The organism is Pseudorhodobacter sp., from assembly GCF_030452865.1.
Taxonomy (GTDB): Bacteria; Pseudomonadota; Alphaproteobacteria; order Rhodobacterales; family Rhodobacteraceae; genus Pseudorhodobacter.
The window spans coordinates 1-14,260 of sequence record NZ_JAKDLJ010000047.1 but is presented as its reverse complement, the minus strand read 5'-3'; the positions used below and the strand labels follow the sequence as shown (position 1 = coordinate 14,260).

At 59.8% G+C, this 14,260-nt stretch carries 10 protein-coding genes; 5 read left to right on the top strand and 5 right to left on the bottom strand.

What is annotated here, in order from left to right; genetic code table 11:
* A partial coding sequence (locus L0H65_RS04850; protein ID WP_301457704.1) for a 2Fe-2S iron-sulfur cluster-binding protein occupies positions 1-575 on the bottom strand: 575 nt, incomplete at its 3' end.
* Positions 576-828: 253 nt separating this feature from the next.
* On the opposite strand from L0H65_RS04850, the gene dnaE reads away from it, so the two are divergent.
* The gene (gene dnaE, locus L0H65_RS04845) at positions 829-4,281 is read left to right on the top strand and encodes a DNA polymerase III subunit alpha (protein ID WP_301457703.1); all 3,453 of its coding nucleotides are present in this window, start codon (positions 829-831) and stop codon (positions 4,279-4,281) included.
* On the opposite strand, the gene L0H65_RS04840 is transcribed toward dnaE, so the two are convergent.
* Together L0H65_RS04840 and L0H65_RS04835 are read right to left on the bottom strand one after the other, a co-directional pair.
* Positions 4,278-5,354, bottom strand: a complete 1,077-nt coding sequence (locus tag L0H65_RS04840; RefSeq protein ID WP_301457702.1) for an AbrB family transcriptional regulator — start codon at positions 5,352-5,354, stop codon at positions 4,278-4,280. The two genes, dnaE and L0H65_RS04840, sit on opposite strands and share 4 nt — an antisense overlap.
* Before the next feature lie 45 nt (positions 5,355-5,399).
* Positions 5,400-5,597 carry a SlyX family protein gene (locus L0H65_RS04835; RefSeq protein WP_301457701.1) on the bottom strand — a complete coding sequence of 66 codons (198 nt, stop codon included), beginning with the start codon at positions 5,595-5,597 and terminating at the stop codon, positions 5,400-5,402.
* 72 nt (positions 5,598-5,669) lie between these two features.
* Here L0H65_RS04835 and hisS point away from each other — a divergent pair, with 72 nt between their 5' ends.
* Genes hisS through hisG form a run of 3 tightly spaced genes read left to right on the top strand, consistent with a single transcriptional unit; the run spans position 5,670 to position 9,090 of the window.
* A complete protein-coding gene (hisS, locus tag L0H65_RS04830; protein ID WP_301457700.1) occupies positions 5,670-7,307 on the top strand; it encodes a histidine--tRNA ligase in 1,638 nt (545 codons plus the stop codon).
* The gene (locus tag L0H65_RS04825; RefSeq protein ID WP_301457699.1) at positions 7,304-8,389 is read left to right on the top strand and encodes an ATP phosphoribosyltransferase regulatory subunit; all 1,086 of its coding nucleotides are present in this window, start codon (positions 7,304-7,306) and stop codon (positions 8,387-8,389) included. The genes hisS and L0H65_RS04825 overlap by 4 nt, the downstream gene beginning before the upstream one ends.
* Complete coding sequence (hisG, locus tag L0H65_RS04820; protein WP_301457698.1) at positions 8,386-9,090, top strand: ATP phosphoribosyltransferase; 705 nt, start codon at positions 8,386-8,388, stop codon at positions 9,088-9,090. The genes L0H65_RS04825 and hisG overlap by 4 nt, the downstream gene beginning before the upstream one ends.
* A gap of 192 nt (positions 9,091-9,282) precedes the next feature.
* On the opposite strand, the gene L0H65_RS04815 is transcribed toward hisG, so the two are convergent.
* Positions 9,283-9,714, bottom strand: a complete 432-nt coding sequence (locus L0H65_RS04815) for a DUF1489 family protein (RefSeq protein WP_301457697.1) — start codon at positions 9,712-9,714, stop codon at positions 9,283-9,285.
* Positions 9,715-9,935: 221 nt separating this feature from the next.
* On the opposite strand from L0H65_RS04815, the gene L0H65_RS04810 reads away from it, so the two are divergent.
* Positions 9,936-12,197 carry an adenosylcobalamin-dependent ribonucleoside-diphosphate reductase gene (locus tag L0H65_RS04810; RefSeq protein WP_301457696.1) on the top strand — a complete coding sequence of 754 codons (2,262 nt, stop codon included), beginning with the start codon at positions 9,936-9,938 and terminating at the stop codon, positions 12,195-12,197.
* A gap of 529 nt (positions 12,198-12,726) precedes the next feature.
* On the opposite strand, the gene L0H65_RS04805 is transcribed toward L0H65_RS04810, so the two are convergent.
* A complete protein-coding gene (locus L0H65_RS04805) occupies positions 12,727-13,674 on the bottom strand; it encodes a DNA cytosine methyltransferase (RefSeq protein ID WP_301457695.1) in 948 nt (315 codons plus the stop codon).
* Between the last annotated feature and the right edge of the window lie 586 nt (positions 13,675-14,260).

The following is a 14,260-nucleotide window of genomic DNA, read 5'->3' as shown; positions in this document are numbered from 1 at the left end:
GGGCTGGCTGCCCCCCGATCCGTTTTTGCCAAGCTGCAAAAAACTTCCCCCCCCGAGGATATTTCTTCAGAGAAGACGGCGGCAGAGTCCGTTTTAATCCACTGCGGCACCGGTGCCGCCTCGACCGCCTGCGCCGCGCGGATGATCGGAGCATAGCCGGTGCAGCGGCACAAATTGCCCGCCAGCACGGTATCATGATCGGTGCGGCCTTGTGCGTGGGCCGTGGCCATCGACACCACGAAACCCGGCGTGCAAAACCCGCATTGCGAGCCGTGATGTGTGACCATCGCCTCTTGCACCGGATGCGGCGTGCCATCGGGGCCGATCAGCCCTTCGACGGTGCGCACCGATTTGCCATGCAGTTGCGGCAGGAACAGGATGCAGGCGTTCAGTGCCTTTGGCCCATCGGCATCGGTGACCATTACGGTGCAGGCACCGCAATCGCCTTCGTTGCAGCCTTCCTTGGTGCCGGTCAGACCGCGTTCCTCACGCAGCCAATCGAGCAATGTCCGCGTCGGCGACGTGCCGGACACGCGAACAGGCGTCCCGTTCAGGTGAAACGCTGTATCCGTCATGATAAAATCCGCCGCCTTCTCCCCGTCCAAGGCCATTGCGTGACCGCCCGATGCGGCGTAAAGCGGGCCACGCGCCCTTGTCTCCATGGTCTATGAAGCCAATCCTCGCGTCAAATAGCAAATACAAATTGGCTTGAGGAATTCGCAAGTCTTGCTTGGTTTATTTGAAAATGACGCAGAGCTTTTCAAAAACAACGGGATATGCGCCGGTGCGGTCTTCCCACGGGCGGCAAGGCTGCGCTAATGTCAGCCCATGAAAGCCCCCCGATTCATTCATCTGCGCACCCATACCGAGTATTCGCTGCTGGAAGGCGCGGTGCCACTGAAAACGCTGATCAAGCTTTGCGTCGCGCAGAAGCTCCCTGCGGTCGCGGTGACCGACACCAACAACATGTTCGCGGCGCTGGAGTTTTCGACGCTTGCGGCAGGTGAAGGTGTGCAACCGATCATCGGCTGTCAGATCAGCGTGAATTACGACCCGCCACAACCCGGTGAGAAGCCGCGCGCGGCGGCTCCGGTTGTGCTTCTCGCGCAGAATCAACTCGGTTACATGAACCTGATGAAACTGAACACCTGCCTTTACGTCGACACCGGCGGGCAGTTGCCGCAGGTTACGCTCGCGCAGTTGGAGTCTCATTCGCTAGGGCTGATCTGTCTGACCGGCGGGGCCGACGGACCGGTCGGAAAGCATCTGCAAAGCGGGCAGCGACCGAAGGCGCAGACGCTTTTGACGCGGTTGGCGCGCGCTTATCCGAACCGGCTGTATGTCGAGTTGCAGCGCCACCCCGGCGCGGGCGGTCAGTTGACCGAAGGAGAACGGGCAAGCGAACGTGGGTTCATTGAAATGGCCTATGACATGAGCCTGCCTCTGGTCGCCACCAATGATGTCTATTTCCCCAATGCGTCGATGTATGAGGCGCATGACGCGCTGATCTGCATTGCCGAGGGCGCTTATGTCGACCAAAGCCAACCCCGCCGTCGCCTGACGCCGCAGCATTATTTCAAGTCGGAAGCGGAAATGGTGACGCTGTTCGCGGACCTGCCGGAAGCGATTGAGAATACAGTAGAAATTGCACGGCGCTGTGCATTCAAAGTGGCGAAACACGCGCCGATCCTGCCGAAATTCGCCGATGATGAGGTGAATGAATTGCGGCGCGCGGCCAATGAGGGGCTGCAAGCGCGGTTGGCGGTGATCCCGCATGCCGTCAGCGTGGAGGAGTACCAGGCGCGGCTGGATTTCGAACTCGACATCATCATCGGGATGAAATTTCCCGGCTATTTCCTGATCGTCGCCGATTTTATCAAATGGGCCAAGGAAAAGGGCATTCCGGTCGGGCCGGGCCGTGGCTCGGGTGCCGGGTCACTGGTCGCCTATGCACTGACCATCACTGATCTGGACCCGTTGCGCTATTCGCTGCTGTTTGAGCGGTTCCTCAACCCCGAACGGGTGTCGATGCCCGACTTCGATATCGACTTCTGTATGGATCGCCGCGAGGAGGTGATCCATTATGTTCAAGGCAAATACGGGCGCGACAAAGTGGGGCAAATCATCACCTTCGGCGCGCTTTTGTCGAAAGCGGCTGTGCGCGATGTGGGCCGGGTTTTGCAAATGTCGTATATGCAGGTCGACCGCCTGTCGAAGATGATTCCGGTTGAAGGGGTCAAACCGGTGTCGATCACCAAGGCGCTGGCGGATGAACCGCGTTTGCGCGAAGCGGCGAAAGAGGAAGTGGTCGCGCGGCTTCTGGATTACGGCCAGCAGATCGAAGGTTTGCTGCGCAACGCCTCCACCCATGCGGCGGGGGTGGTGATCGGCGATCGGCCTTTGGACGAATTGGTGCCGCTTTATCAAGACCCGAAATCCGACATGCCCGCGACCCAGTTCAATATGAAATGGGTCGAAGCGGCGGGCTTGGTGAAATTCGACTTTCTGGGTCTGAAAACCCTGACGGTGATCGAATCGGCGTTGAACCTGCTGCGGCTTCGGGGGGTGGACCTCGATATTTCGATGATCCCGCTGGATGACGAAAAAACCTATCAACTCTATGCAAGCGCCAAAACCGTTGCCGTGTTTCAGGTGGAAAGTTCCGGCATGATGGACGCGCTGCGTCGTATGAAACCGACCTGTATCGAGGATATCGTGGCGCTGGTGGCGCTTTACCGCCCCGGCCCGATGGAAAACATCCCAACCTATTGCGAGGTGAAAAACGGGCTGCGGGAACTTGAATCGGTGCATCCGACGATTGACCATCTGCTCGCCGAGACTCAGGGGATCATCGTTTACCAGGAACAGGTGATGCAGATCGCACAGGTCATGGCCGGCTATTCGCTGGGCGGCGCGGACCTGTTGCGGCGCGCGATGGGCAAGAAGATTGCCGCCGAAATGGCAAAGGAGCGGCCGAAATTCGTTGAAGGCGCCAAAGCGACCCATAATGTCGATGCGAAAAAGGCCGGGGAAGTCTTTGACCTGTTGGAGAAATTCGCCAATTACGGCTTCAACAAATCCCACGCTGCCGCCTATGCCGTAGTCAGTTATCAAACCGGGTATCTGAAGGCGAATTACCCGGTGGAATTCATGGCCGGGGTGATGAACTGCGATATCCATCTGACCGACAAGCTGGCAGTCTATAAGCGTGAGGTCGACAAGCTGGGGATCAAGACGGTTGCGCCTTGCGTCAACGCCTCGCTTGCCACTTTCACCGTGCGGGATGGCGCGCTGGTCTATGCGTTGGGGGCTTTGAAAAATGTCGGTGTGGAGGCGATGAAGATGATCGTCGCCGCCCGCCACACCGAACATGGTGAAAAACCCTTCGCCACCCTGTTTGATTTCGCCCGCCGGGTGGATTTGAAACGTGTCGGCAAGCGCCCGCTGGAAATGTTGGCGCGTGCCGGGGCGTTTGACAATCTCGATCCGAACCGCGCCCGCGTGTTTGAGGCGCTCGACGGGCTTTCGGCCTATTCCGCTGCAATCCATGACGCGAAAACCTCCAACCAGACCAGCCTGTTCGGTGAGGCGGGAGAGGACGTGCCGGAACCGCGCCTTGGGTCGCGCGATGATTGGTTGCCGGTGGAACGCCTGACCGAAGAACATAAAGCGATTGGCTTTTACCTCTCCGGCCATCCGCTGGATGACTATATGGTGCCGCTCAAACGCAAGGGTGTTTCGACCTTGGCCGAAATCACCGCCCGTGCCGAAAATGGCGCGATGGTGGCAAAAATCGCAGGCTCGGTCAGTTCGAAACAGGAACGCAAATCGGCGCGTGGCAACCGCTTTGCCTTTATCCAACTCTCGGACCCGACCGGGCTTTATGAGGTGACGGTGTTCTCTGACACGCTGGAAGCCGCCCGCGATGTTTTGGAACCCGGAATGAACGTGGTCCTGACGGTGGAGGCGACGCTGGAAGGCGAAACCCTGAAACTGCTGGCCCGCGCCGCGCAACCGATTGATTCTGTGGCCGCCGAAGCCGGGGGCAGCGCCATTCGCATCCACATCGACCGGGCCGAGGCCGCCGCTGCCGTGGCCGCCCTGCTGGCCCGTGTCGCCAAAGATGGCGGCCGCAACAAAGGCCCGGTGACAATCTGCGTCCCCGATCAGGCCTCGGGGCAGGAAATTGACCTCGCCTTGCCAATGGATTACCCGGTGACGCCGCAGGTCAAAGGTGCGCTGAAGGCAATGACCGGCGTGGTGATGATCGAGGAACTTTAGCCAGCCGTGCGCGCATAAAAATACCGCGCCACCATGATCGCCAGCACAATGCGACAAACATGGTGCAAGGTCACATACACCACCGAAATTTGCAGGCTGAGCGCGATCAGGCTCATCTCAGTGATCCCGCCGGGTGCGAAGGCCAGAAATACTGCCGAAACCGGCATTCCTACTGCGGCATGCAGCAGCTCCGCCACGCCAAACGCTATCGTCAATGAGGCAGCGGTGGACAGCACCGCCAAGCCAAAGCCGCGCCGCAGTGTCGCCATCGCCATACCCGCGAACCGTGCGCCCAGACCGGTGCCAACCACGATCTGCGTCATCGAAATCATCCAATTCGGCGGCACTGCATCGGTCAACCCGGTCAGATGCGCGACGGCCGAAAACATCAGCGGCCCGGTCATGATCGCCGCTGGAAACCGCAAGGCGCGCCCGGCGAAATAGCCGCCGATCCCCGCCACAAGCAAAACAGCAATATTCCACAAATCCAATGGATTGCCAGATCCCTTTAGCAAAACACCTGAAGCAGAGCCAACCGCATGCCCCGACATCACCGTAAACAGCACCGGCATGAACACGATCGTCAGAATCAGCCGCATGAACTGCATCAGCACCAGCAGCGCCACATCCGCGCCTGCTTCCTCACCCATCACCACGGTTTCCATCAACCCACCCGGCACCGAGCCGAAATAGGCCGTGGGCCGCGTCACCCCGCCGCGCCGGTAAATCTGATATCCGGTGAAATGCGCCAGCGGCACAAAGGCAAACAGCGCCAGAACCGTCGGCCACCAGCCCAAAGCGTCATGGAAAATCGCTGGCGTAAACGCACCGCCGATCCCGACCCCGATGATGGGAATAAAGCTCATCCTCAACGGTTGCGGCATGTGGATCGGTTGCCCCAGCACCCGCCATTTCGCAATCGCAAACAGCGCCACCACCAAAAGTGAACCGAGAAGATAGCCCAAAGGCAACCCCAGCACCTTGCCCGCAAAACCGCCAATGGTGCCAAAGGCCAAGGTTGCCGCCAAAGCGGGAAGGTCAAACTCGGTCTTACCAATGGTCAGTGTTCGCATCCGCACCCTATCGCCGCCAAAAACACCGCCGCGCGGCGCAACCCCTTACCAATGCGGCGGGCGTTGGTCGGTGAAGACTGCGCCCTCCTCATCCGGCCCGGCCATGCGTTCCAGCAACATCGCCATGCGCCGGGTCAACCGGTCAATCTCATCCGCCTGGCGTGCGACGATATCCGACAAATCCTCCACCGTGCGGATCAGATGCGCAACCCGTTCCTCTACCGCGTCGATCTGATTGCTCATCTCCATCCCTTGCTTGCCCAGCCTTGCCCCTTCCGCTACACCGCCGCAGCATAAGCTGCAAAGGGTTTCCCGATGGCCAAAGACAAACAACCCCGTAAACCGCGCGCAGAGACGCCAAAAGGCTTCCGCGACTATTTCGGCGCGGATGTGGTGGAACGGCGTGAGATGCTGGCGAAAATCTCGGCGGTGTATGAGCGTTATGGCTTTGATCCGTTGGAAACCAGCGCCGTGGAAACGGTGGAGGCCTTGGGAAAATTCCTCCCCGATGTGGACCGCCCCAATGAAGGCGTCTTTGGCTGGCAGGACGAGGATGGCGACTGGCTGGCGCTGCGCTATGACCTGACAGCCCCTTTGGCCCGCGTCGCCGCCCAGTTCCGCAACGACCTGCCTTCGCCCTACCGCCGCTATGCCATGGGTCCGGTCTGGCGGAATGAGAAACCGGGGCCGGGGCGCTTTCGCCAGTTTTATCAATGCGATGCCGATACCGTGGGCGCGCCTTCGGTGGCCGCAGATGCCGAGATTTGCGCGATGCTGTCGGATGCGCTGGAGGAAGTGGGAATTGAGCGTGGGGACTACATTATCCGCGTGAACAACCGCAAGGTGCTGAACGGCGTGATGGAGGTTGCGGGCATCCTCGACCCCTCCGACCCGTCAAAGTTTGAGGCCGAACGCGGGATTGTGTTGCGTGCAATTGATAAGCTGGACCGATTGGGGCCACTTGGCGTATTGGCGCTGTTGGGAGAAGGGCGGAAGGACGAAAGCGGTGACTTCACTACAGGCGCGGGGCTGACGGAGGCCCAAGCCAAGGTCGTAATGCGGTTCGTCATGGCAACGACAAATATTCATGATCGAATGGTCGAACGTTTCTTCAGACCAGAAAATCCGCTTCCTGAGCCAAGTGAGTTGGGAAGCACACTTATTGGCATTTTGTTTCCAGATATGTTAGCGATTTCCATGAGTCATCCCGCCGAACTCAAGGTTGAAACGTTAGAATATCTCTCTTCAATAGTAGGCATCTCCGAAACCGGGCGCCAAGGCGTTGAAGAGTTGGAGCAAATTGCTAACCTTTTGCTTGCTCAAGGATATGGGCCAGACCGCATTCGTATGGACCCCTCCGTCGTGCGTGGCCTCGGCTATTACACCGGCCCGGTTTATGAGGCCGAACTCACCTTTGAAATCCACGACGAGAAAGGCCGCAAACGCCAATTCGGCTCGGTCGCGGGCGGTGGGCGCTATGACGATTTGGTCAAACGCTTCACCGGCCAAGCCGTTCCCGCAACCGGGGTTTCCATTGGCGTTGACCGTCTGCTTGCGGCGCTGCGTGCGAAAGGCCGCAGCGGCGCGCAGTCCCAAGGCCCGGTCGTTGTCACCGTGATGGACCGGGACCGCATGGCGGATTACATGGCGATGGTGGGCGACCTGCGCCGCGCAGGTATCCGCGCCGAAATGTATCTCGGCAATCCGAAAAACTTCGGCAACCAGTTGAAATACGCCGATAAACGCGGTTCCCCCATTGCAATAATCCAAGGCGGGGATGAGGCGGCAAAAGGTATGGTTATTCTCAAAGACCTGATCCTTGGTGCGAAAATCGCGGAAAACGCGACGCTGGAGGAATGGAAAGACCGCCCCGCGCAGGTGGAGGTTCCGGTGGCGGAACTGGTGGATGCGGTAAAAACGATGCTTGCCCTCTACGAGTCCCCTGCCCGATGACAACCCGCGCCGCGATCCGGGCCGAAGCTGAACGCATCTTCGCCGCCTTCAAAGCCGCTGGCGCGGTGGCGGTGGAGGCGGATACTTTGCTGTCTGCCGAAATATTGCTCGACCTTTACGGCGAAGACATCCGCGCCCGTGCCTATGTCACGCAAGACCCATTGCACGGTGAAATGATGCTGCGCCCGGATTTTACAGTGCCAGTCGTGCAGGCCCATATGCAAGGCGGTGCCGAACCGGCGCGCTATTGTTACATGGGCGAGGTGTACCGCAAGCAAGACCACCTTGGCCCCCATGCCAGCGAATACCTGCAAGTCGGGTTTGAGATGTTTGATCGCGCAGCCCCCGAAGCGGCGGATGCCGAATTGTTCTCTTTGTTCAATGGCTTGCTGTCACCCCTCGGCCTGCGGCCCGCGACAGGCGATATCGGCATCCTGATGGCGGCGGTGAACGGCCTTTCAACCACCCCGCGCCGAAAAGCCGCCCTGTTACGCCATATCTGGCGGCCTGCGCGGTTTCGCAAACTGCTCGACCGGTTTTCGGGCCGCGCCGTGGTGCCGGAGGCACGGCTTGGCCTGTTGGATCGGCTCAGGACCGGGGATGCGGACCCTGCCCCGATGATCGGCCTGCGCTCCGAGGCGGAGATTGCGGCGCGGGTGTCGGCGTTGGTCGAGGACGCGGGAACGCCACCGATTGCGGCACCGGAGGCGGCGCTGCTGTATGATCTGTTGACCCTGCAAGCCCCGGCGCGGGCGGCGCTGTCGCATCTGCGCGGCATTACCCCGATGTTACCTGCGATTGAACCCGCTGTCGACCGGTTCGCAAGCAGGCTCGGCGCGCTGGAACGGCACGGGATCAACCCGTCTGAATTGCCGTTCGTTGCCAGCCATGGCCGGTCGTCGATGGAATATTACGATGGGTTTGTGTTCAGCTTCCACGGCGCAGGCGACGGTCCGCCCGTGGCCTCCGGCGGGCGGTATGATGCGTTGACGGCCGTACTGGGACAGGGGCGATCCATCCCGGCAGTTGGCGGCATCATCCGCCCGGCACTGGTTACCGCGCTGCGCGAGGCAATGACATGAGCCTGAAAATCGGGGTGCCCTCCAAGGGGCGGTTGATGGAAAAGACCTTTGATTGGTTCGGCGCGCGTGGCGTGAAAATGGCGCGCAGCGGGTCCGAGCGGGAGTATTCAGGCGGCGTTGACGGGGTGCAGGGCATTGAACTTGTTTTGCTTTCCGCGAGTGAAATTCCGCGCGAACTATCGGCGGGGCGTATTCACCTTGGCGTCACCGGATCGGATTTGATCCGTGACAAGCTGGCCGATTGGCGGAGCCAGGTGGTGGAAGTGGCGCCCTTGGGCTTTGGCCATGCCGATCTGATCATCGCGGTGCCGAGCGCCTGGATTGACGTTGAAACGGTCGATGATCTGGACGCAGCAGCGGCGGCGTTTCGGCGGGAACATGGGTTCCGGCTGCGGATTGCGACAAAATATCATCGGCTTGTGCGGGAGTTTCTGACAGCGCAGGGCGTCGCGGATTATCAACTGGTGGACAGCCAGGGTGCCACCGAAGGCACCGTCAAAAATCTGACGGCCGAGGCGATTGCAGATATCACGTCATCGGGCGAAACGCTGCGAGCGAACCATCTCAAGATCCTGTCGGATGGCTTGGTCCACGCCTCGCAGGCCACGCTTTTCGCGGCGCGGGGCGCGGGCTGGGATGCGGAAGCGCGGACTGTTCTGGCGCAGCTTGCGGCGCGTCTTGGCGTGCAAGCAGAGGTATAACGTGCCACTCCCGCCATTCGTCGCCGGGCTGTTTGCCCATCTTCTCAAGGTTGGGCCGGGCAGCGGGGCAAGCCCGCTGCGGTGGGCATCAGCCATCTCTGGAAACACCCCAGAAAGACTATGGGAAATCTACAGAAAGCACCCCGGAGGCGGAGGGTTCATCGACGGGTCATGGGCGCAGTCAGAGCCAGCCTACCGCAACCCGATATCGGCCAACGCGCGGGCCAGATCGGGTGGCAAGGCTTCCTCGGCGACACGACCCTTTGGCAGATCACGCGGCGCATCCTCGACGCTCAGATAGCGCCAACCCTGGAACGGGCGGCGCGGGGCGGCTTCGGTGCGGTGCAAATCCGGGTCCAGGATCAGGGCGCAACGCAATATCCCGTCCTCGCCACGGATTTCCTCCATCGCCGTGATATGCTGCCGCGCGAGGATCACGCCTTTGAACACCCAATAGAGCGAGCCACCGTTCAGCACCTCATCCGCGCGCTTTGGCCACATGCGGGTGATGTGACGCGGCAATCCATCGGGCCAATGTTTGCGCCGCAGATCTTGCCAGCCGACAAGTTCCTCCACCGTTTCGGTGCCGACGCAGAGTTTCAGCAGGTTGACAGTTCCGACCACGGGTTTCCCTTGACGAAGCAGAGCGCAATGCCTTGCGCGGTTTCACGCCAGCAGACAACCGGAATCAGTCCGGCTGCCATCCGCGTTAACCTGAATTTAACCCCTTATCGGCCCGGAACAAGGGCAAGCCTTGCGTTGACCTCCGGCCATTCCCGGCCTATTTTGTGGATTCGCGCGCAAGCACCCCCATATGTTCACCGTTCTGCCTGAAGGACCGCCCCATGTCCCGTTTTTCTGCCCCTATCGCCGAGGCCATCTGGGATATGAAATACCGCCTGAAATCGCAGGATGGCACCCCGATCGACCGCACGGTCGAAGACACTTGGCGGCGGATCGCGCGGGCGCTGGCAGCAACCGAAAAGGAACCTGCGAGATGGGAGGACGCTTTTTACAAAGCGTTGGAAGACTTCAAATATTTGCCTGCGGGGCGCATTACCGCTGGCGCGGGAAGCGGGCGTTCGGTGACGATGTTCAACTGCTTTGTCATGGGGACAGTGCCGGATGATATGGGCGGCATATTCGATGCGCTGAAAGAGGCCGCGCTGACGATGCAGCAAGGCGGTGGCATTGGCTATGATTTCAGCACGATCCGCCCGCGCGGGGCGGAAGTGAAGGGGGTGGCGGCTGATGCCTCAGGCCCGCTTTCGTTCATGGATGTCTGGGATGCGATGTGCCGTACCATCATGTCAGCGGGATCGCGCCGAGGGGCGATGATGGCCACAATGCGCTGTGACCACCCCGATATCGAGGCGTTCATCGAGGCGAAGAAAGACCCGGCGCGTTTGCGGATGTTCAACCTTTCCGTGCTGGTGACCGATGCGTTCATGGCGGCGGTCAAGGCGGATGGTCCTTGGGATTTGCTCTTTGGCGATAAGGTTTACCAGACGGTGCAAGCGCGCGATCTGTGGAACCGCATCATGCGCAACACCTACGATTTCGCCGAACCGGGGGTGATTTTCATCGACCGGATCAATACAGCGAACAACCTGGCCTATTGCGAGACGATTGCGGCGACCAACCCTTGCGGCGAACAACCGCTGCCGCCTTACGGTGCCTGTTTGCTCGGGTCCATCAACCTTGCGACTTTGGTGACGGAACCGTTCACCGCCAAGGCCAAGCTTGATCCGAAGGCATTGAAAACGCTGGTGTCTACGGCAGTCAGGATGATGGATAATGTCGTCGATGCCAGCCGATTTCCGTTGCCGCAACAGGCCGCGGAGGCACAGGCCAAGCGTCGGATCGGGCTGGGCGTTACCGGGCTGGCCGATGCTTTGCTGATGCTGGGGCTGCGCTATGGCTCGGTGGAGGCGGCGGCGCAGACCGAAGCCTGGATGAAGGCGATTGCGCGGGCGGCCTACTTGGCTTCGGTCGATCTGGCGCGCGAAAAGGGGCCGTTCCCGCTGTTTGATGCGGAGAAATACCTCGCCTCTGGCACCATGCTGACCATGGATGACGACGTACGCGACGCGATTCGCAAACACGGGATTCGCAACGCGCTGCTGACCTCCATCGCTCCTACCGGCACGATCAGCCTTTATGCCGGCAATGTCTCCTCCGGGGTTGAGCCGGTGTTTGCCTACGCCTACACCCGCAAGGTTTTGCAGAAAGACGGCAGCCGGACCGAAGAGGAAGTGGTCGATTACGCGGTGCGGATGTGGCGCGAGTTGCATGGTGATACACCTTTGCCAAAGCATTTCGTCAATGCGCAGACCCTGCCCCCGCTGGATCATGTGCGGATGCAGGCGGCGGCGCAGAAATGGGTCGACAGCAGCATTTCGAAGACCATAAATTGCCCCGAAGACATCAGCTTTGACGCGTTCAAGGAGGTGTATATGGCAGCCTGGGACAGCGGCTGCAAAGGCTGCACTACCTACAGGCCGAATGAGGTGACAGGCTCTGTGCTGTCAGTGAACGAGACATCGGAGCAAGTGCCGGAGGCGGATATCGGCGCTGAGGTGGTTTACCTGACCGAACCGCTGGACCGCCCCGCCTCGCTGGAAGGCCATACCTACAAGGTGAAATGGCCGGGGTCGGAGCATGCGCTTTACATCACCATCAACGACATCATCATTTCCGGCCACCGCCGCCCGTTCGAGGTGTTTATCAACTCCAAGAACATGGAGCATTTTGCCTGGACCGTAGCACTGACGCGGATGATTTCGGCGGTGTTCCGGCGCGGTGGCGATGTGAGTTTCGTGGTCGAGGAGTTGAAAGCCGTGTTCGATCCGCGCGGTGGTGCCTGGGTCGATGGCCGCTATATCCCGTCGATCCTTGCTGCCATCGGCGGCGTGATCGAACGCCACCTGATCGCGATAGGATTTATCGAGGGCGAAGGCATGGGACTGAAATCCGACCCCAAAGCCGAGGTTGTTGCAATGAGCGCGGCACGCGGCAAATCCTGCTCCTCCTGCGGGAGTTATGAGATGCGGATGGTCGAGGGCTGCATGACTTGCGCAAGCTGTGGCTTTTCGAAATGCGGCTGAGGGTGCGTTGAGTCAGTATGTGTTTTTACTGGCGTAGTTAGGGCAAAACCCGTGAATTCGTCGGCCAAGAGTTGGGAGTGGTTTTGTCAGAGCCCGTTAGGTCTTGAAATTATGGGCATTTTTACGAATGCGATTTGGGACCTGTTTTGGTGGGAAAATGGCCCGTTGACCGCGGTTCAGCTTAAACGGGACCAAGTTTTTCGACACGACAAGAATTTTGGCCTACTTCCGGGAAGGGAAGCAGGCCGTTTTCCTGTTCAGCTCCTGCTATGATCCCGGGATATTCTTCGAATTCCATTTCGGCGGGGATTCCGAGCATTTTCGGCGCCCGCGAACCTTCGATGCTGACCGCAGGTTATCCGGCTTGCGCCGCCCGCCCGCTGCTCCAAATCCGCGATAATTGCAGATAATACGGTGAAATCGGGGTGTCCCGGGACGATAAGACTAGCTGGAAGGTTGGCGCGCAAACTTTATGATTCTCCACCAAAATTGATAGAGACTGTGGCACAGACCGAGCGGCTGATCGAGCTTAGGCGCTGAGGGCGTAGATGTGGCGAGCGGTGAGGGCTGCCTTCACGTTCTCACCAACGGCGCGCGCAACGGGCGGCGGGAAGGCGTTGCCTACCTGCCGGTACGCGGCAGTCTTGCGGCCCGTGAATTGCCAGTCAGCCGGGAAGCCTTGAATCCTCGCGACCATCTCAACAGTTAGGCGTGGCATCCCGACGAAATCTGCCTCTGGTACTTCCTCCGCTACTGTTTTGCCGTTGACCCCCAATGCCGCCCATGCAGCGCGGGCGCGCGTGGGCCCAAGGTCTGGACCGCCGTGTTTCTTTGATCCGCCCACGATTGTCGGCGCAATCTCATCGGCGCGCTTCGCCCAAGCAGAAGCGCCGCGCCAGCCGTTCGCGCCGATCAGTTCGCGCAGGACTGCCCCGACCGTGGCGGGGTTATGGGGCTGGGGCGTGGGCCAGTCGAAGTGTTCTGCGGATGGTTTCTCAATGGCGACGATAACAACGCGGGGGCGAAGCTGTGGCACACCAAAGTCGGATGCATTCAGCAGTCGCCATTCGGTCTTGTATCCAATCTTCTCAAGCTGGCGCTTCAGTCCTTCACGGTAATCCTGAAATACCGCACCTAGGAAGCCCCTGACGTTCTCGATCATCACGGCCCGGGGACGGGTTGCTGCGATGATATCAATGGCGTCTGGAAACATGTTCCGCTCATCCGCTGGACCAAGCTGCTTCCCGGCGACTGAGAACGGTGGGCACGGCAGGCCGCCGGCCAGCAGGTCAATCCCGGCGAAGGTAGCTGCGCGCTCTTTGAAAATGCGCAAGTCATCCTCAATGACGTTCCAGCTCGGGCGGTTCGCCCGGAGGGTTGCGCAGCAATGGGCGTCAATCGCAATGAGGACGCTGTGGTCGAAGCCCGCTTGCTCAAGACCAAAGGCCTGACCGCCCGCACCTGCACAAAGCTCCATTTAGGTCAACATGTAGCATTCTCCCGGTTTTGTGGCCCTACTGAGTGTTTAGGGCACCCGCGCTGCCTTGTCAGCAGCCTTTTAATGTTCGCATATTGTTCTAAATGAACCTTTGCGATCTGGCAATAAAGGAAAAGGCGGGCAAATCGCCCGCCTTCCGTCCTAGAACCCGTATTAACTCACCGTCTTAGGCGGCTGACAGGGCGTAACCCTTTGATTTCTTGGCTCCGGCGGTAGGGATCGAACCTACGACCAATTGATTAACAGTTCTATGGGCTAGACGGCTGGTGGACGGCTAAGCTAGGCTAAGCCGAGTAAAAACAAAGGCTTGATACGCATACCCACCCCCATAGACGGCTCCGAAAAGATACCTTGACCCCAACGTAGCCTTACGCGAGCCTTACGCCAGACCGGAGGCACATATGACGATCTACCCGACAAAGGCCCGCTTGACAGACGCGATGGCCGCCAAGTTCCCCTACCTGCCGAAAGGGCAAAAGCTGATTGCGGATGAGGTCGAGCCGGGCCTTTATTTGAAGGTCGGCAAGACCGCCAAGAGTTGGGTCGTGCAGCGGGAACTGCGCGT

Coding starts and splice junctions, on each gene's coding strand:
- L0H65_RS04810 (WP_301457696.1), top strand. CDS start 9,936: ATGTCCCGTTTTTCTGCCCCTATCGCCGAGGCCATCTGGGATATGAAA.
- L0H65_RS04840 (WP_301457702.1), bottom strand. CDS start 5,354: ATGCGAACACTGACCATTGGTAAGACCGAGTTTGACCTTCCCGCTTTG.
- hisS (WP_301457700.1), top strand. CDS start 5,670: ATGGCCAAAGACAAACAACCCCGTAAACCGCGCGCAGAGACGCCAAAA.
- hisG (WP_301457698.1), top strand. CDS start 8,386: ATGAGCCTGAAAATCGGGGTGCCCTCCAAGGGGCGGTTGATGGAAAAG.
- L0H65_RS04805 (WP_301457695.1), bottom strand. CDS start 13,674: ATGGAGCTTTGTGCAGGTGCGGGCGGTCAGGCCTTTGGTCTTGAGCAA.
- L0H65_RS04835 (WP_301457701.1), bottom strand. CDS start 5,597: ATGAGCAATCAGATCGACGCGGTAGAGGAACGGGTTGCGCATCTGATC.
- dnaE (WP_301457703.1), top strand. CDS start 829: ATGAAAGCCCCCCGATTCATTCATCTGCGCACCCATACCGAGTATTCG.
- L0H65_RS04825 (WP_301457699.1), top strand. CDS start 7,304: ATGACAACCCGCGCCGCGATCCGGGCCGAAGCTGAACGCATCTTCGCC.